The organism is Corynebacterium sp. P3-F1, from assembly GCF_030503635.1.
Taxonomy (GTDB): Bacteria; Actinomycetota; Actinomycetes; order Mycobacteriales; family Mycobacteriaceae; genus Corynebacterium.
This window is the reverse complement of sequence record NZ_CP129965.1, coordinates 792,182-808,619: the sequence shown is the minus strand read 5'-3', so window position 1 is coordinate 808,619 and position 16,438 is coordinate 792,182. Positions and strand designations below refer to the sequence as shown.

General features: G+C 62.7%; 14 protein-coding genes and 2 tRNA genes. 9 read left to right on the top strand and 7 right to left on the bottom strand.

Going from position 1 to position 16,438, the window contains the following annotated elements; genetic code table 11:
• Positions 1-79: 79 nt before the first annotated feature.
• On the bottom strand, positions 80-862 hold the full coding sequence (locus QYQ98_RS03785) for an enoyl-CoA hydratase-related protein (protein WP_302007429.1): 783 nt from the start codon (positions 860-862) through the stop codon (positions 80-82).
• Positions 863-877: 15 nt separating this feature from the next.
• Positions 878-1,858: a nitronate monooxygenase family protein gene (locus QYQ98_RS03780; RefSeq protein WP_302007428.1), complete on the bottom strand. Its 981-nt coding sequence runs from the start codon at positions 1,856-1,858 to the stop codon at positions 878-880.
• A 229-nt stretch (positions 1,859-2,087) separates the two neighbouring features.
• Between QYQ98_RS03780 and QYQ98_RS03775 the strand changes: the two genes are divergently transcribed.
• A complete protein-coding gene (locus QYQ98_RS03775; RefSeq protein ID WP_302007427.1) occupies positions 2,088-3,581 on the top strand; it encodes a metallophosphoesterase in 1,494 nt (497 codons plus the stop codon).
• Positions 3,582-3,649: 68 nt separating this feature from the next.
• Here the strand turns inward: QYQ98_RS03775 and QYQ98_RS03770 are convergent, their stop codons facing one another.
• Entirely contained in the window at positions 3,650-4,465 is an 816-nt protein-coding gene (locus tag QYQ98_RS03770) for a DUF1542 domain-containing protein (RefSeq protein ID WP_302007426.1), read from the bottom strand.
• 122 nt (positions 4,466-4,587) lie between these two features.
• Between QYQ98_RS03770 and QYQ98_RS03765 the strand changes: the two genes are divergently transcribed.
• The 5 genes from QYQ98_RS03765 to QYQ98_RS03745 all read left to right on the top strand — a co-directional run bounded on the left by QYQ98_RS03765 (position 4,588) and on the right by QYQ98_RS03745 (position 7,886).
• Positions 4,588-4,662 (top strand) — tRNA-Gly (locus tag QYQ98_RS03765).
• 153 nt (positions 4,663-4,815) lie between these two features.
• Positions 4,816-4,889, top strand: a tRNA-Pro gene (locus QYQ98_RS03760).
• A 70-nt stretch (positions 4,890-4,959) separates the two neighbouring features.
• On the top strand, positions 4,960-6,360 hold the full coding sequence (tig, locus tag QYQ98_RS03755; RefSeq protein ID WP_302007424.1) for a trigger factor: 1,401 nt from the start codon (positions 4,960-4,962) through the stop codon (positions 6,358-6,360).
• Positions 6,361-6,649: 289 nt separating this feature from the next.
• Complete coding sequence (locus QYQ98_RS03750; protein ID WP_302007423.1) at positions 6,650-7,231, top strand: ATP-dependent Clp protease proteolytic subunit; 582 nt, start codon at positions 6,650-6,652, stop codon at positions 7,229-7,231.
• A 34-nt stretch (positions 7,232-7,265) separates the two neighbouring features.
• Positions 7,266-7,886, top strand: a complete 621-nt coding sequence (locus QYQ98_RS03745) for an ATP-dependent Clp protease proteolytic subunit (RefSeq protein WP_302007421.1) — start codon at positions 7,266-7,268, stop codon at positions 7,884-7,886.
• A gap of 105 nt (positions 7,887-7,991) precedes the next feature.
• Here the strand turns inward: QYQ98_RS03745 and QYQ98_RS03740 are convergent, their stop codons facing one another.
• The 3 genes from QYQ98_RS03740 to QYQ98_RS03730 form a co-directional block, all read right to left on the bottom strand.
• Positions 7,992-8,522, bottom strand: a complete 531-nt coding sequence (locus tag QYQ98_RS03740; protein ID WP_302007420.1) for a hypothetical protein — start codon at positions 8,520-8,522, stop codon at positions 7,992-7,994.
• A gap of 119 nt (positions 8,523-8,641) precedes the next feature.
• On the bottom strand, positions 8,642-9,214 hold the full coding sequence (locus QYQ98_RS03735) for a hypothetical protein (protein WP_302007419.1): 573 nt from the start codon (positions 9,212-9,214) through the stop codon (positions 8,642-8,644).
• A gap of 25 nt (positions 9,215-9,239) precedes the next feature.
• Positions 9,240-10,013 (bottom strand): alpha/beta fold hydrolase, encoded by a 774-nt coding sequence (locus tag QYQ98_RS03730; protein WP_302007418.1) that lies wholly within the window; start codon positions 10,011-10,013, stop codon positions 9,240-9,242.
• Between the two features lie 247 nt (positions 10,014-10,260).
• Between QYQ98_RS03730 and clpX the strand changes: the two genes are divergently transcribed.
• Positions 10,261-11,529 (top strand): ATP-dependent Clp protease ATP-binding subunit ClpX, encoded by a 1,269-nt coding sequence (clpX, locus tag QYQ98_RS03725; RefSeq protein ID WP_302007417.1) that lies wholly within the window; start codon positions 10,261-10,263, stop codon positions 11,527-11,529.
• Between the two features lie 16 nt (positions 11,530-11,545).
• Here the strand turns inward: clpX and QYQ98_RS03720 are convergent, their stop codons facing one another.
• Entirely contained in the window at positions 11,546-12,352 is an 807-nt protein-coding gene (locus QYQ98_RS03720) for a TetR/AcrR family transcriptional regulator (RefSeq protein ID WP_302007416.1), read from the bottom strand.
• A gap of 235 nt (positions 12,353-12,587) precedes the next feature.
• On the opposite strand from QYQ98_RS03720, the gene QYQ98_RS03715 reads away from it, so the two are divergent.
• Together QYQ98_RS03715 and QYQ98_RS03710 are read left to right on the top strand one after the other, a co-directional pair.
• Positions 12,588-13,622, top strand: a complete 1,035-nt coding sequence (locus QYQ98_RS03715; protein ID WP_302007415.1) for a malate dehydrogenase — start codon at positions 12,588-12,590, stop codon at positions 13,620-13,622.
• Positions 13,623-13,677: 55 nt separating this feature from the next.
• Positions 13,678-16,434, top strand: a complete 2,757-nt coding sequence (locus QYQ98_RS03710) for a valine--tRNA ligase (protein WP_302007414.1) — start codon at positions 13,678-13,680, stop codon at positions 16,432-16,434.
• Positions 16,435-16,438 lie beyond the last annotated feature (4 nt).

Here is a 16,438-nt window from a genome sequence, read left to right as displayed (position 1 = left end):
CTTTCGGAAACGAGAAAACACCCCTTCCTCTGAACCGATTTCGGCTCAGAGGAAGGGGCGTCGAGTATGGGTGGAGCCGCTAGAACTTCGGTGCGCGGTGCTCCAAGAAAGCGGCGACACCTTCCTTGTGGCCAGGACTCTGGAGCAGCTCAGTCTGGAACCGAGCCTCGTTGATGAGGCTGCCCGGCAACTCTGTGAGGGCCACTCGGTTCACGGCGCGCTTGGTTTGGGCGACAGCACCACGGGGGGACGAGGAGAAGCTCTCGGCCCATTGCTTGGCGTGATCCAATGCTTCGCCATCAGCCGTGACATCGGCGAAGAGACCGAAGTTCACTGCGTCCGCAGCAGGAATACGTTCCTGCAAAAGGACCAGTTGCATTGTGCGGTGGCGGCCGATCGAGGCGGCCAAGGTGGCTACGGCCCCGCCGTCCGGCATCAGTCCGATCCGCCCGAAGGGGAGGGTGATGAAGGACGATTCCGCAGCGACGATGAGGTCGCACGCGCACGCGAGCGACGCGCCCACACCAGCCACAGCGCCTTCGGCCGCAGCGATGACCGGGACGTCGGCGCGGGTGATCGACCCGATCATGTGCTCGATGCCGCCCAAAGAATGCGCCGCCACTTCCGCCGTGCTCTCGCCAACGAATGCGTCGATATCCATGCCGGAGCAAAAGGACTTCTCATCACCGGTGACGATGATGCACCGCACATCGGGGTTGGCGTTCGCTGCTTGGACGGCGTCGCCGATCGCCCAGTAAGAATCCGGCTCCAATGCATTGCGCTTGGCGGGGTTGGAGATGCGAATGAGGGCAAGGGGGCCGTCGATAAGCGACGTGATGTTGCCATTGAGCTCGCGCGTCATGCTTGCGGTCCTTCTTTACTTGACGAAGCCCGCGAGGCGGCCCGTGATGATCTCCGCCGCTTCGTTAGCGATGCGCGGCACCAGCTCGCTGCAGGTCGGGATGTCGTTGACGATGCCCTGGACAAGACCGCAGGACCAGATGCCCGCATCCAGGTCGCCATTCTCGTACACCTTGCGGCCACGCTGGCCGGAAACCAGGTCGCGGACCTCCGGGAACTCGGCGCCAGCGTTGAGCTTCTCCACAACCTCGCGGCTGACCTCGTTGGATGCCACGCGCGCGGTGTTACCCAGCGTCCGGAAGATGAGCTCGGTGTCCAGCTCGGAGCGGGAAACGATGGCTTCCTTCACGTTCCTGTGCACCGGGGCCTCCTCGGTGCACAGGAAGCGGGTGCCCATGTTGATGCCCTCGGCACCGAGTGCGAGTGCTGCCGCCATGCCGCGGCCGTCGGCGATACCGCCGGACGCCACGATCGGGATGTCCAACTTGTCGGCTGCCGCCGGCAGGAGAACCAGGCCCGGGATGTCGTCCTCGCCCGGGTGGCCTGCGCACTCGAAGCCGTCGACGCTGACGATGTCCACGCCCTTCTGTTGGGCGCTCAGCGCGTGGCGGACGGACGTGCATTTGTGGATCACGGTGACACCCGCATCCTTCAGCATCGGCACCAGCTGTGCCGGGTTCGCGCCAGCAGTCTCGACGATCTTCACGCCCTTCTCCACTGCGACGCGGAGGTACTCCTCGTACGGCGGAGGTGTGATCGTGGGCAGGATGGTCAGGTTCACACCGAACGGCTTGTCGGTCATCTCCCGCATACGGTCGATCTCTTTGCCGAGGTCTTCCGGCGAGGGCTGGGTCAGCGCGGTGAGGATCCCCAGGCCGCCAGCATTCGAGACAGCGGAAGCGAGGTCGGCGGTACCGACCCACTGCATGCCGCCCTGGATGATCGGGTGCTCGATGCCGAGCATTTCGTTGACGCGGGTCTGGATCGTGGCTGCCATCGTCGGCTCTCCTTCATGATCGGGGTATTGAGTACGAGCTACCTAATGAGACATACATTACACACCGGGTGCTTTTGCGGTGTAGGTAACGCGGAATCGTTTCTGCTTCGAATGTGGAAGGCCCGCGACTGGTGTTGGGGCCGGTGAAAGAGGCGCCGCGCTGGAGGATTCACTCGAAAGTCATTCTGGATTCATTTGTTTTTCAGGCTATTCCCATAGTTTTCATGGCATGTCTCCTTCCCGCCGCACGCTGCTCAAAGCTTTGGCGATCGGTGCCGGTTCCACACTGATCGCTCCATCTCGCGCGCTCGCCCAGTCCAGCCTGAGTTCCTCCGGCGGCTCGTCGGCGGTGCAGCTATTCGGGCCTGCCGGCGGCAGGGGAGTGGGATCCTCCGAACCGGGCCTTGTGGCAGGAAACGTCGGTTTCAATGGCCACAAACGGTTCCTTGCCGGCGACGTGCAGGTAGTGACGGTGACGGAAGATTCAGCCACGATCAGCTGGCTGACGTGGGATGCTGATACCTCCCGCGACCGCGCCCCGCAGGGTGTGCCCACGACGGGGGAATTGCGCGTGTGGCCTGTGGACAACCCCTCCGACACGACTGTCGCCGTCAGCCCGTCGGAGCGCTTCTTCCACCAGCTCACCGTCACCGGGCTGCGGCCGGGAACCACGTACGCATACCTCGCCTCTTCCAACGGCACAGAAGCGGCGGCCACCCACAACAGGAAGCAGGAGGGGACACGTCTGTTCACCACCCTGCCGCGGTTGGCCGGACCGATGCTCGGCACGATTGTCGTGGCTAACGACACGCATATCGGTGAGAACGGCGACGGGATCTGGAAGAACAACTTCCCGCCCCCAGCGCGAGCACTTCCAGGGGAGCGTCCGTACCCGGAGGTCTCGCTCGACGCTGTGATCGACACAGCTCACGCGGTCGGTGCCAGCCACCTGTTCATTAACGGCGACGTCACGTCGGAGGCCCGCCCGTGGGAAATCCAGCGCGCGCAGGAGCTGCTCGGGCGATTCAACGGCACCGTACGGTGCACGCGAGGAAATCACGATCGCCCGCACAAGCTTTCCGACGGCCCCGAGTACGCATCTGCCCCCTCCTACGGCAATGAACACACCGACGGGTGGGGAGCTGCCTTCGAACCGCGCCAGACCGCGTGGGTAGAGGAGGTGCCCGGTAGAAACGGAAGGATCATCGCGCGAGTCGTGGGCATTGACTCCACGAAATTGGACACCAGCGGCGGAATGATTTCGGACGGCCAGTTCAAGCAGATCCAAACCATTTTCAACCAGGACCGGACCACGCCGACCATTGTCATGCTGCACCACCCAGCCACTAGGCAAGCAGCCTGGAGCAACCCGGCCGGGCCCGCCTTTGTTCTCCGCGACCGGGACATCATGCGTCTTCAGCGGATGATCGCAGCTCAAAGCAACATCAAACTGGTGCTTTCCGGACACACGCACCGCGGCAGGAACAACCGTCCGGATATCGCCGCGAACACTGTTTTCCTGGAGACGCCAGCCGCGAAGAATTGGCCGACAGGCGCAACCCAGATCCGGTTCTTTGAAGACGGGATGGCAGTGAACTTCCGCCAGAATTCCTCGGAGGAAGCCCTCCGGTGGGCAGCTCGAACGCGGTGGACCATTTTCGGGCTCAGCCCTGAAACGATGCTCGGCCCGCTCGATTCCCGAGCGCTCGTCATTCGCTACTGACCGCGCCAGCCTGTGTCGCCGGGAGCGGCGACTTTACTTCGAGTGGGCGGTTCGGAAGGCAGTCGCTCTTAAAAGAAGTCGAAGTCGAACCCGCCGCCGTCGCCGCCGAAATCCCCGAAGAGGCCGCCGCCGTCGCCGCCATCACCGAACAGGCCGCCTGTGTCAGCATCGCCACCCATGTCTCCGGCTTCTCCTCCGAAATCAGCGGCATCGGCACCCGCACCGCCGTCGATATCGCCAGCGGCGAACTGGTCTGCGCTAGCTACGCCTGCCATTCCGGCGAACATCGTGGAGTAGAACATCATCGAGCTCGCAGCCCACACGCCAGTCATGGCGGCGGGAGCCCACCATGCGGTGGAGTACCAACCAGCGGGCACGGGCCGTCCAGCCACCGCGCCGCCGGGGTAGTAGTGCGGAGTCCGCGAGCTCGCGTGCGGGGAGGCCTGGATAGTCTGGCCGTCGAATTCAGCGGTGCGCGGCTCGGTCACGCGGCCGGCCTGACGTTGGGCCTCCAACTCCGGCAGCTGGGGGCCGGGCGCGAGGCCCAAGATTTCGCGGGCGGCATCAACGTAATAAAGGCCTTCCAGCGCCGACTCGCGGGCCAGCTGGGCTTGACGCACCGTCGTGGCTTGGGTCAAGGCGGAGTTGGCCGCGTTATAGCGCTCCGACGCGTCAGCCATCGCCTGGGTGGAGGCTGCATCCGTGCCTGAAATGGTGAGCACCTGGTGGCCGAGGCGGTCGACCCACCGTCGGGCGTCGGCAAGCGCGTCCTCCAAGTTCGCGCCGTCGATCTGGGCGCGCTGGCTGTTGTTCTGCGCACCTCCGACAACCTTGACGGTGCCGAAGAGGATCACCGCGATCAGCAACAAACTCACAAGTCCCATGTCCACTCCTTCAATCAACTACTTTCCCCAACGATAACCGAGGCCCAGACATTCCTTTCCAGGCACTTTTTGGTGCGAGTCGCGCAGTGGGTTAAGCTTGTCTGCGCGCATAAATCGCGTGTGGGAATGTCGTATAGTGGCTAATACCTCAGCCTTCCAAGCTGAAGACGCGGGTTCGATTCCCGTCATTCCCTCCACTTGGCCGGTCCATGCTCCAATGCAGGGCCGGCCTTAATCATGTGCGGGATCCACGCAACTGGCCCCCGATGATTCGGGTCTTTTTTGCCTCACGCTAGAATCGTCTCCCGTGAGCCAGCAAGGTGCATTCGCCGGCGGTTCGCAGTGACCCACGGGGCGTGGCGCAGCTTGGTAGCGCACCTGCTTTGGGAGCAGGGGGTCGCAGGTTCAAATCCTGTCGCCCCGACAAGGAGACGCTTGAGCGCCTCCTGCAAATTTTTTGGACAGTTACGCAATCTAGCCAGGAGAGAATTTCCGTGAAGACTTCCGTGGACAAGCTCAGCGACACACGCGCGAAGCTGACCGTGACCGTTCCGTTCGACGAGCTCGGCCCGGAAATCGACCAGGCGTACAAAGCCATCGCTCAGCAGGTCAACATTCCGGGTTTCCGTCGCGGCAAGGCACCACGCCAGCTTATCGACGCCCGATTTGGCCGCGGCCCCATCCTCGAGCAAGTTGTCAACGACATGCTGCCGACCCGGTACGAAGCCGCTGTGACGGAAAACGACTTGAAGGTCATCGGCCAGCCTGAGATTGACATCACCAAGATCGAAGACAACGATGTCGTCGAATTCACCGCCGAGGTGGATGTCCGCCCGGAGATCGAGGTCCCGGACTTCTCCAAGATCTCCGTTGAGGTACCGGCCCTGAAGGTCGACGACGAGGCTGTCGACGAGGAGCTGGACAACCTGCGCGCCCGCTTCGGTGAGCTGAAAGACACCAATCGTAAGATGAAGAAGGGCGACTTCGCTGTCATCGACATCGAGGCGACCATCGACGGCGAGAAGATCGAGGACGCCTCCACCGAGGGTATCTCCTACGAGATGGGCCGCGACGACCTCATTGAGGGACTGGACAAAGCCATCAAGGGGCTGAAGACCGGCGAGGAGGCAGAGTTCACCTCCGAGATCCAGTTCGGCGAGCACAAGGGCGAAGAGGCCACCATCAAGGTCACCGTGCAGCAGACCAAGGAGCGCAAGCTGCCGGAGCTTGACGAGGAATTCGTCCAGATGGCGTCCGAGTTCGACACAGTCGAGGAGCTGCGCGAGTCCACCCGCTCCCAACTGGAGGAAAACAAGAAAGCGCAGCAGGCAGCCGACATCCGCGACGAGGTGCTCAAGGCAGCTCTCGAGCAGACCTCCTTCGAGCTGCCCAGCGCAGTTGTCGACGAGCAGGTGCACAACCAGCTCCACCAGATCCTCGGCCAAATGGCGCACGACGAGAACGCCTTCGCCCAGATGCTTGAGGCGCAGGGCACGACCCGCGAGGAGTTCGACAAGGAATCCCGCGAGAACGCCGAGGACTCGGTTCGCACCCAGCTGTTCCTTGACGCTGTTGCAGATCAGGAGGAGCCGGAAGTCTCCCAGCAGGAGCTGACGGACCACATTCTGTTCACTGCGCAGTCTTACGGCATGGACCCGAACCAGTTCATCATGCAGCTGCAGCAATCCGGCCAGATCGCCAACCTGTTCGCTGACGTCCGCCGCGGCAAGGCTCTCGCCGCCGCAATCTCCCGCACCTCTGTCAAGGACGACGAGGGCAATTCGATCGACCCGAACGATTACTTCGGCGAGATTTTCGAGGATGAGATCAACGAGGCCGAGGCAGCCGACCAGGCCGTGGCCGACGCCGCCTCCGAAAAGGAAGAGGGCAACTAAACCTCCGCTTTGAACCTCCCCGCCGTGACCGGCAGGGAGGTTCTTTCGGCTAAACACCTATTCCTGCCTACCTATTCACAAGGTCACCTCGGCAGCGCAGATTGCCGCGACCTTGTGAATAGGCATCCATGAATAGGTATCCAGAAGTTGGTGTCCAGGCTCCGGGCTGCCCCACCCGCCAGCCTCTACGCTGACAGCGAACACGGCCCCGCGCGCGGAATCCGCAACTAGGGTGGGGCGTTATCGTAGGCGACAAACGACGATTAGCAACGACTAAAGGAGCACACCGATGACTTCTCCGGCAAACGGCATGAACTTGGGCGACTCGGTCTACGAGCGCCTGCTGCGCGAGCGAATTATCTTCCTTGGCCAGGAGGTGGACGACGAGATTGCCAACAAGCTCTGCGCACAGATTCTCCTGCTGTCCGCCGAGGATCCGAACCGCGACATTTCGCTGTACATCAACTCCCCGGGCGGCTCGGTGACGGCTGGCATGGCTATTTACGACACGATGAAGTACTCCCCGTGCGACATCGCCACCTACGGAATGGGCTTGGCGGCATCGATGGGGCAGTTCCTGCTCTCCGGCGGCACGAAGGGCAAGCGTTTCGCTTTGCCGCACGCACGCATCATGATGCACCAGCCGTCCGCGGGCGTGGGAGGCACCGCAGCTGACATTGCCATCCAGGCTGAGCAGTTCGCGCAGACGAAGCGCGAGATGGCGGAGCTCATCGCGGAGCACACCGGCCAGACCTTCGAGCAGATCACCAAGGACTCGGATCGTGACCGCTGGTTCAACGCCCAGGAAGCGAAGGAGTACGGCATCGTCGACCACGTGATTTCCAACGCCCAGGGCACGATCAGCAACTAACCGGCAGAGCTACACAGAAGAGGAGATAAATACTATGTCTTTCCAGATGCCCAACTCCCGCTACGTCCTGCCGAGCTTCATCGAGCAGTCGTCGTTCGGCACCAAGGAGACCAATCCGTACTCGAAGCTGTTCGAGGAGCGCATCATCTTCCTGGGCACCCAGGTCGACGACACGTCCGCGAACGACATCATGGCGCAACTGCTGGTGCTAGAGTCGCAGGACCCGGACCGCGATATCACCATGTACATCAACTCCCCGGGCGGCTCGTTCACGTCGTTGATGGCTATTTACGACACGATGCAGTACGTGCGCCCTGATGTGCAGACTGTCTGCCTCGGCCAGGCTGCGTCCGCCGCTGCTGTCATTCTCGCCGCCGGCGCACCGGGCAAGCGTGCCGCGCTGCCGAATTCGCGCGTGCTCATCCACCAGCCGGCCACCGAGGGCGCTCGCGGCCAGGTGTCCGACCTGGAGATTCAGGCGCAGGAGATCGAGCGCATGCGCCGTCTCATGGAAGAGACTCTCGCCCGCCACTCCGGCCGCACCGCCGAGCAAGTCCGCATCGACACCGACCGCGACAAGATCCTCACCTCTTCCGAGGCCGTCGACTACGGCATCATCGACCAGGTCTTCGACTACCGCAAGCTCAACGCATAAAAGCGCGCCGCTTATCGACGCATCGAACCCGCCCCGATTCTCTCCTCATCAATGTGAGCGAGAACTGGGGCGGGTTGTGTGCTTACGGGTTGTGTTTGCTCTGCGCTAGTCGCAGATGACCATCTTGTTCTTCATGGCGTCGGGTACCCCGATGTCATCGAGATGAGCGCCGTCATAGCACTTGAAACCGGTGAAGGTTTTACCGCTCGATTCGATAGAGACCCAATCGTTCCCGTCCCATTGCAAATAAACGGTGTCATCGGTGCCGTGAGTTCCGACTCTCGCGAAGCGCCCGTCGCAGTAGGAGGACACTTCCTCGCCGACCGAGCCTTCCTCGACGGGCTTCCACTTGCACGGACCCTTGGAGGAACCGGTGTCGGCGGCTGCGGCGGGTTCCTTCTTCTCGGTTTCCTTTTTCTTGGGCGATTTTTTGTCCGCGTCGGTCGTAGTCTCGTAGACCGTCGATACAGTCGTGGACGACCGCTCGGAGGTTGTCTCGGTTGCTTCCTCGGCTGTCGTGCTCACCTCTTGGGAAAGGTCCGGCTCGGCCAGCGCGTCTTCTTCGCTTGAGCAGGCGGTTGCGGCGAAGGGGAACGTCAGAGCACAGATTGCGGCGACGATGCGGCGGGTGGTCATGGTGGTTACGGTCCTTGGGGCTCGGGGAGTGTGAGTCATTTCAAATGTCTTTGAACGCATACTTTAATGTCCGGGGTGGACTGGGCAGCGTAGAACACACACTTCAGCGTGGGCGGGCCTTAGGGCATCACCGTCTTGTCGGGTCCGGCAACTGTGAATGATTCGTCGTTGTAGCCGCATTCGATGCTGTCGCCGTCGGGTGCTTGGCACCATCCGTTGAGGTATTCGAGTCGCTGTCCAGGTTGAAGCTCGGCGGACCCCGGGGTGCCGCCTTCGAGAACGCCCCATGCGATGCCGTCATCGCTGGCGAAGATCGCGCCCGGCCGTCCCGTGAACGGTGCCCAGGGGTTATTCGGCATGTCCTCCAGATTCGGCACTGTCTCATCCGGGTTCGCCGTGCAGGCAACGGCTGCTGCGCCGAGCGAGCAGAAATAGCCAGTTCCCGCAATCGTCATGGTGACATTCGCGTTGTCGCCGAGGTCGTCCATGAAAGGATCGGGGGACACAAGCTCGTATGCGGTTTCATCAGCGACGTCGGTTGCCGATGTTGCCGGGGCGGATGTGGCCGCTGCTGTTTGAGTGTTCATCTCGGAGGAGGTGTCATCGCTGTTCTCACCGCTTTCACTGCAGGCGGTGACCGCAAAGGGGAGGGCAAGAGCAATGCCAATGGAGGTCAGGCGGCGCAAAGTCATAGTGGGGTCCTTCAGCCGTGCCTCGCTATTTCTCCAGGAAAGCGAGCAATGCGTCATTGAACTTTTCGGGCTGCTCGACACCGACCTGGTGGGAGGCGTTTTCGATGACGATGCACTCGGCTTCGCCGGTCACACCGGCAGCGATCTCCTGAAGCTGGGTCGGCCCCGTCGATGGGTCATCCGCGCCTGCGATAGCGAGCACTGGGAGCGTGATTTCCTGTAGCCGCTCGTCGAAGCCCCACTTCGCCAGAGCGTCGCCGCACTGTGCGTACGCCTCGGGATCGACGGATCCAACCATCGCCTTGAACTTATCGACGGTCTCCGGATCGCTCTTTTTGAACGCGTCCGTGAACCAGTTATCCACAGTGGGGTCCACGATGGAGGACATGCCGTCCTCGCGGGCAGTGTCGGAGCGCTCCTGCCACTTGCCGGCACCCCCGAGGAAAGTGGAGGTGGAGGCGAAAACGGCGCGGTCCACGCGGTCGGATGTGGCAGCCAAGTGCTGTGCAATGGCGCCGCCCATGGACAGGCCGACGATGGTGCAGTGCTCGATTCCCAGGGAGGTCAATGTCTCGAGCACATCGCGGGCGAGGTCATCGACGCTGGTCATTCCCAGGTCAACAGCGGGGGTGGGGGAGTCGCCGTGGCCGCGGTGGTCGATGCGCACCACCCGGTACTTCTCTTCCAACGCGGGCAGCTGCGGCTCCCACGCCTCATGCGTCGTGCCAATGGATGGGAGCAGAACGACAGTTTTCTCGCTGTTCTCATTGCCGGAGATGATGGAATGCAGTGTGGTCATGCCTCTCATTGTTCCCAAAAATCGGGCTGCGCGCTAAGCTCCAGCGGGGCTGACACCGGCGTGCCCTCACACATGAAATAGTGGTGGGTAGATGAAAAGGTTGCCTACGCGGCGAGGTTTGCTCCTTCGAGGCGCGCGTTCGAACGGCAAGATTCGGAATGTTCACCCCACCGGGTAGCGTTGAGGTCTACATCCTCGAAATCGAATCGAAACGACACAACGAGTTAAGCGAGAAGTAGAACACCCCATGGCAGTTACGCAAGACAGTTCCGACCTGTTGAAGTGCTCCTTCTGCGGCAAGAGCCAGAAGCAGGTGCGCAAGCTCATCGCCGGTGGCGGCGTGTACATCTGCGACGAATGCATCGAGCTGTGTAACGAGATCATTGAGGAAGAGCTGGCAGGCGCTCAAGCCCAGGACAAAGGGGACGAGGGGAAGCTGCCCCGGCCGTCGGAAATCACAGCTTTCTTGGACCAGTACGTCATCGGCCAGGATCAGGCGAAGCGCACTCTCGCTGTCGCAGTGTACAACCATTACAAGCGTGTCCGCACGGAGAAAGAGGGGCTGCGAAAGAAGGACGAGGACGTGGAGATTTCCAAGTCCAATATCCTGCTGCTCGGCCCTACCGGTTCCGGCAAGACCTACCTCGCCCAGACGCTGGCCCGGATGCTCAACGTCCCGTTCGCCATCGCGGATGCTACGAGTCTGACGGAGGCCGGCTATGTCGGTGAGGATGTGGAAAATATTCTGCTGAAGCTTCTCCAGGCCGCAGATTTCGATGTGGAGCGCGCCCAGAATGGCATCATTTACGTCGACGAGGTGGACAAGATCTCCCGTAAGTCGGAAAACCCGTCCATCACCCGCGACGTGTCTGGCGAAGGCGTGCAGCAGGCGCTGCTGAAAATCCTCGAGGGCACGGTCGCTTCTGTTCCGCCGCAGGGCGGGCGCAAGCACCCGAACCAGGAATTCATCCAGGTGGACACCACCAACATCCTGTTCGTGGTCGCCGGCGCATTCGCTGGCCTAGACAAGGTCATCGCAGAGCGCGTGGGAAAGAAGGGCATTGGCTTCGGCGCGGAGATTGACAGTGCCGCGCAGCGCGAGGAGCAGAATATGCTCGCTCAAGTGCAGCCGGAGGATCTGGTGAAATTCGGTCTCATCCCCGAGTTCATCGGACGTTTGCCCATCGTCGCTGCGGTGGAGAACCTCGACGAGGAGTCTCTGGTGCGGGTTCTCACCGAACCGAAGAACTCCCTTGTGAAGCAATACCAGCGGCTGTTTTCCATGGATGGCGCCGAGTTGCGCTTCACCGAAGACGCTTTGGCTGCAGTGGCGAATAAAGCTGCTGATCGTGGCACAGGTGCCCGCGGTCTGCGCGCCATCATGGAGGACATCCTCGTGCCCATCATGTACGACCTTCCCGACCGTGAGGACGTGGAGGCCGTCGTGGTCGGTGCTGATGTGATCCGCGGCGGTGAACCCGAGTACGTCCTGCGGAACACCAAGAAGTCCGCGTAGGAGCTGACCGGCGACGCTATTCCCCGGAAGGGGTGGCGGTGTAATCGGGGTCGTAGATGTCGTCGATAAGCGTCTCTGCGATGTAATCGCCTTCGCTCGACTCTTCGTCGCCGGCGGACTTGGGTGCTTCGGGCGCGGAATACATCAGGTACGACCCATACCCTGAATCGGGGATATTCGAGGTCAAGAACGTCAACACCGAGTCGATGGTGAGACGGCGCATGCCCTCGGTATTAGCGGGGCTGAGCATGTTGATCTGGCCGAACTCTTCGAGCGTCGCATAGTTTCCTACCCGGAAGAACGTCAACGACGCGATCAGTACCACCACATCCGTGGCGGAGATCCCTGGCCGGAAGGCACCGGCATCTTGCCCCATAAGCAGCAGCCGCTCGATCTGGAGGAGTACCTCCGAATCGTTGCGCACCGCGGAAATCTCGTCCGGGTTGAGCACAGGGTCCAGGTTCTCGCGCAGGAAGATCCTGATCGAATCCGGATGCTGGGTCATCCGGTTATACAGCACATCCACGAATCGGCGGATGCCTTCGACGGGGACGGCGTAGGAGCGGTCCAGGAACTCTTGCGGAGGCGAGAAGCTCCTCGCCGCACGGGTGAGCGCCCGGCGGTACAGCTCGCGCTTGTCGCCGAAGTGGTAGTGCAGCATGCGCTTGGACATGCCTGCCTCTCGGGCCATGGCGTCGAGCTTGGCTGCGGCGTATCCCTGACGCGCGAAGTGACTCAGAGCAATGTCAACAACGCGTTCGAGCTCGGCATTATCGGCCGCCTCGCTGCCGGGCTGAAAGCCTGGGTGAGGGGACTCGGTCACAGCTTCTCCTTCGAAAGCTCGCAATGTGTGCGCGGCGGGCAGCAGTCGCCCTGCGGTCTCCCCTACTATCGTGCCCAAACGGGGTAGCCTACGTCGCGCGAACGGAAGAATGTGGGCGTTCGGTGTGGAAATCGCCTAGTGCAACGGGGGTAGCATTGGTGGTGTCACAGAGACCCGCACGCCTATTCGGGGGATGCATCCCGTCGAATAGAGCGGAAAGAGCGAAGGAGAAGAAATGACTAATTCACTCGACGCTGGCACCGTTACGTCCGACAACTCCGCCAAGCCCGTCAAGCCCGTCAAGTCCGTCAAGGTCGCGGTCACGGGCGCCGCCGGCAACATCGCCTACTCGTTGCTGTGGCGGATCGGCTCCAGCGAAGTATTCGGCGCTGACACCTATGTGGACCTGACGCTGCTGGACATTCCGGATGTGGTGGGCAAGGTCGACGGCGTGGCCATGGAGCTCAACGACTCCGCGCTGGGCAATGTCCGCTCGATCACCGTCACCGACGACCCGAATACAGCCTTCGACGGTGCGAACGCCGCGTTCCTCGTGGGCGCGAAGCCGCGTGGTGAGGGCGAGTCCCGCGCCGACATGCTGGCAGCCAACGGCAAGATCTTCCTCGAGCAGGGCCGTGCGATCAACGACCACGCGGCCGACGACGTGCGCGTGCTCGTGGTGGGTAACCCGGCGAACACCAACGCCTACATCGCCAACAAGGCGGCTCCGGATGTCGCGCCGGAGCACTTCAACGCCCTGATGCGGCTCGACCACAACCGTGCGATTTCCATGCTGTCCGAGAAGCTGGGGGAGCACTCGAGTGCGTTCGAGAACATCGTCGTGTGGGGCAACCACAGCGACACCCAATTCCCGGATATCACCTACGCCACGGTGGGAGGCGAGTCCGTCGCGGACCGCGTCGACCGTGAGTGGTACGTCAATGAGTTCATTCCGCGCGTGGCCAAGCGCGGTGGCGAGATCATCAAGGTGCGCGGCCGCTCGTCGGCGGCATCCGCCGCGTCGGCTGCTGTGGACCACATGCGCGATTGGGTCGGGGGTACGGAAGGCAAGTGGGTCACTTCCGCCGTTGTGTCGCAGGGCAGCTACGGAGTTGATGAGGGGCTTGTCTTCGGCATGCCGGCCATCGGCATCAACGGTCGTTGGGGCACCGTCGAGGGCCTCGATCTCACCGACGATCAGCGTGTCCGCATCGACGCCAACATCGAGGCGCTACGCGAAGAGGCCCAGATCGCCGACAAGCTGTTCTAGCGCTCTTTCAGCGCGCTCGCTGGGCAACGGTACGCGACAGCTACACTGTCATACCGTGACTGAATCTAGCGCGACGTACAACGACCAGCTCATCGGAGCCAACCGGGCGGATGCCCTTCCGAAGAGCTGGGAGCCTCAGGACCTCGAGCAGGGCATTTACGAAAACTGGGTGGCTCAAGGCTATTTCACGGCCGACCCGTCGTCGGAAAAGCCCGCCTACTCGATTGTGCTGCCGCCGCCGAATGTGACCGGCCAGCTGCACATGGGCCACGCCTTGGACCACACGCTGATGGATTCTCTGGTCCGCCGCAAGCGCATGCAGGGCTACGAGGTCCTGTGGTTGCCGGGCATGGACCACGCCGGCATCGCCACCCAGACCAAGGTCGAGGCGATGCTCAAGGAGACCGAGGGCAAGGACCGCTACGACTACGGCCGCGAGGAGTTCATCTCCCGCGTGTGGGAGTGGAAAGAAAAATACGGCGGCACCATCACGTCCCAGATGCGGGCGATCGGCGACTCCGTGGATTGGTCGCGCGAGCGCTTCACGCTGGATGACGGCCTGAACCGCGCCGTAGTCACCATCTTCAAGCAGCTTTTCGACGCCGGGATGATCTACCAGGACTACCGCCTGGTCAACTGGTCCCCGGTGCTGGAGACCGCTGTCTCCGACATCGAGGTCGTGCACAAGGACGTCGAGGGCGAGTTCGTCTCCATCCGCTACGGCTCGCTTGACGACGACGAGCCCCACCTCATCGTCGCCACCACCCGCGTGGAGACGATGCTGGGTGACGTCGCTATCGCCGTCCACCCGGACGACGAGCGCTACCAGCACCTCATCGGCCAGGAATTCGACCACCCCTTCCGCGACGATCTGAAGCTGAAGGTCATCGCCGACGATTACGTGGACATGGAGCTGGGAACCGGTGCCGTGAAGATCACTCCGGCCCACGACCCGAACGACTACGAGATGGGTCTGCGCCATGACTTGGACATGCCCATCATCATGGACAAGACAGGCCGCATCGCCGACACCGGCACGGAATTCGACGGGCTGACCCGCGAGGAGGCCCGCGTGAAGGTGCGCGAAGCGCTGGCGGAGCAGGGGCGCATCGTCAAGGAGGTCCGCCCGTACGTGCACTCCGTCGGCCACTCCGAGCGCACCGGAGAACCGATCGAGCCGCGTCTGTCGCTGCAGTGGTTCGTGAAAGTCTCCCAGCTCGCCCGCATGTCCGGCGACGCGGTGCGTCAGGGCGACACCGTGATCCACCCGGAGTCGCTGGAGAAGCGCTACTTCGACTGGGTGGACAACATGCACGACTGGACGATTTCGCGCCAGCTGTGGTGGGGCCACCGCATCCCGATTTGGTACGGCCCGGAAGACGAGAACGGCAACCGCGACATCATCTGTCTCGGCCCCGATGAGGAAGCGCCGGAAGGCTACGAGCAGGACCCCGACGTCCTAGACACGTGGTTCTCGTCCGCCCTGTGGCCGTTCTCCACGATGGGCTGGCCCGACAACACTCCCGAGCTGGAGAAGTTCTACCCGACGACGGTTCTGGTCACCGCCTACGACATTCTTTTCTTCTGGGTTGCCCGCATGATGATGTTCGGCACCTTCGCCGGCACCCAGACCCCTAAGATCCTCGGCGCAGGGAAGGATGGCCGCCCCCAAATTCCGTTCGACCACATCTTCCTCCACGGCCTCGTCCGCGACGAGAAGGGGCGCAAGATGTCCAAGTCCCTCGGCAACGGCATCGACCCGATGGACTGGGTGCGCGACTACGGCGCGGACGCCCTGCGCTTCGCGCTGGCCCGCGGCGCGAACCCGGGCATCGACTTGCCCATCGGCGACGACAACGCCGCAGCCGCCCGCAACTTCGCCACCAAGCTGTACAACGCCACGAAATTCGCGCTCATGAACGGCGCCGCTGTCGGCCCGCTGCCGGCGCGCGAGGAGCTCACCGACGCGGACCGGTGGATTCTGGACAGGCTGGAAACGGTGCGCGGCGACGTCGATAAGCTTCTCGACGACTACCAGTTCTCCAAAGCCAACGAGGAGCTCTACCACTTCGCGTGGGACGAGCTGTGCGACTGGTACCTGGAGATTGCCAAGACCCAGATCCCGCGCGACCCCGAGGCCGCCAGCGACGCGGAACGGGAACGCGGACGCACCACCCAGATCGTGCTCGGCCGCGTCCTCGACGTGGTGCTGCGTCTGCTGCACCCGACGATGCCGTATGTCACCGAGGTGCTCTGGACCGCGCTGACCGAGCAGGAGTCCCTCTGCCTCGCCACGTGGCCGACTGCCGAAGACACCAACGGCGGTGCGGAGGTAGACGCAGCTGCGCAGCGCCGCATCCAGGATGCCATCGCGCTCATCACCGAGCTGCGCCGCTTCCGCTCCGACCAGGGGGTCAAGCCCTCCCAGAAGGTGCCGGCGCGCCTCGACTTCGCCAAGGCGGATCTCGCCGGCCAGGAAGACATGATCCGCTCCATCGCGAGGGTGGAGGCGCCGGGGGAGGACTTCGCGGCGTCGGCAAGCATTGAAGTGCGCTTGAGTGAAACGACGCTCGATGCGGCCCTGGACACCTCGGGCACCGTCGACGTCGCAGCCGAGCGCAAGCGCCTGGAAAAGGAGCTCGCCGCGGCGCAGAAGGAGCTGGAGACCACCGGCAAGAAGCTCGGCAACGAGTCCTTCCTGTCCAAGGCTCCCGCCGAGGTCGTGGAGAAGATCAAGGAGCGCCAGCAGGTCGCGCAGGAAGAGGTCGAGCGTGTCACCGCGCGCCTCGAGGGCCTGCCGGAGGCGAAGTAGTGGC

Excerpts from the sequence above, each read along its gene's own strand:
- QYQ98_RS03785 (WP_302007429.1), bottom strand. The coding sequence starts at position 862 with ATGACGCGCGAGCTCAATGGCAACATCACGTCGCTTATCGACGGCCCC.
- QYQ98_RS03780 (WP_302007428.1), bottom strand. The coding sequence starts at position 1,858 with ATGGCAGCCACGATCCAGACCCGCGTCAACGAAATGCTCGGCATCGAG.
- QYQ98_RS03775 (WP_302007427.1), top strand. The coding sequence starts at position 2,088 with ATGTCTCCTTCCCGCCGCACGCTGCTCAAAGCTTTGGCGATCGGTGCC.
- QYQ98_RS03770 (WP_302007426.1), bottom strand. The coding sequence starts at position 4,465 with ATGGGACTTGTGAGTTTGTTGCTGATCGCGGTGATCCTCTTCGGCACC.
- QYQ98_RS03750 (WP_302007423.1), top strand. The coding sequence starts at position 6,650 with ATGACTTCTCCGGCAAACGGCATGAACTTGGGCGACTCGGTCTACGAG.
- QYQ98_RS03745 (WP_302007421.1), top strand. The coding sequence starts at position 7,266 with ATGTCTTTCCAGATGCCCAACTCCCGCTACGTCCTGCCGAGCTTCATC.
- QYQ98_RS03740 (WP_302007420.1), bottom strand. The coding sequence starts at position 8,522 with ATGACCACCCGCCGCATCGTCGCCGCAATCTGTGCTCTGACGTTCCCC.
- QYQ98_RS03735 (WP_302007419.1), bottom strand. The coding sequence starts at position 9,214 with ATGACTTTGCGCCGCCTGACCTCCATTGGCATTGCTCTTGCCCTCCCC.
- QYQ98_RS03730 (WP_302007418.1), bottom strand. The coding sequence starts at position 10,013 with ATGACCACACTGCATTCCATCATCTCCGGCAATGAGAACAGCGAGAAA.
- clpX (WP_302007417.1), top strand. The coding sequence starts at position 10,261 with ATGGCAGTTACGCAAGACAGTTCCGACCTGTTGAAGTGCTCCTTCTGC.
- QYQ98_RS03715 (WP_302007415.1), top strand. The coding sequence starts at position 12,588 with ATGACTAATTCACTCGACGCTGGCACCGTTACGTCCGACAACTCCGCC.